The following is a 627-nucleotide window of genomic DNA, read 5'->3' as shown; positions in this document are numbered from 1 at the left end:
GAAAGTATGACGAGCGCTTTTTTACCAAATGGTTTGATAACCAGCTCTTACCCTCTTTGTCAGAGCCACATCTTATTGTAATGGATAATGCCAGCTTCCATCCTAAAGCGAAATTGGATAAGCTTGCTATAGCCAAGGGACATTATTTTCTTCCATTACCTCCCTATTCTCCTGAACTTAACCCGATTGAACAATATTGGGCTACTCTCAAAAACAAGGTTCGGAATCTACTCAGAGCTGGAAAGTCTGTATATGAAAGTTTAGAATACTGTTTATAAACTAAACGACTATAAAAGGAGATTCTATATGAAAAAGGTTAGACAACTGGTGACTTGGCTGCTCTTGCTGACGCTTGTGATAGCACAGGTTCCGATTGCCCATGCAGAAGAGCTCAAGCAGGCCATCGAGCAAGGACAGGCTGAACAAGCCTATCAAGAAGCACTGGAAGAAGCCAAGAGCCAGACTGTTGGCTCTGAGAATGTCAATAAGGAAACGGCTGATGCCTCTAGTGCAACACCCGAATCTTCCAAAGATGAGGGCGATGCCATCCAACAACCCAAGGTTGTGACAGAAGAGAGTGATGCGGAAGTAGAACTCAAACAGAAATATGGAGAACCTGTTGCGGTC

General features: G+C 43.7%; 2 protein-coding genes. Both read left to right on the top strand.

Features of this window, described 5'->3' with window-relative positions:
* Positions 1-278: transposase (locus E4T79_RS10740; RefSeq protein ID WP_194183818.1), on the top strand; the 278-nt coding region annotated here is incomplete at its 5' end.
* A gap of 28 nt (positions 279-306) precedes the next feature.
* Positions 307-627: hypothetical protein (locus E4T79_RS10735; protein ID WP_135030126.1), on the top strand; the 321-nt coding region annotated here is incomplete at its 3' end.

The organism is Streptococcus sp. LYSM12, assembly GCF_004569635.1.
Lineage (GTDB): Bacteria > Bacillota > Bacilli > Lactobacillales > Streptococcaceae > Streptococcus.
Note: the sequence above shows the minus strand (reverse complement) of the source record. Positions and strands in the feature narration are given on the sequence as shown.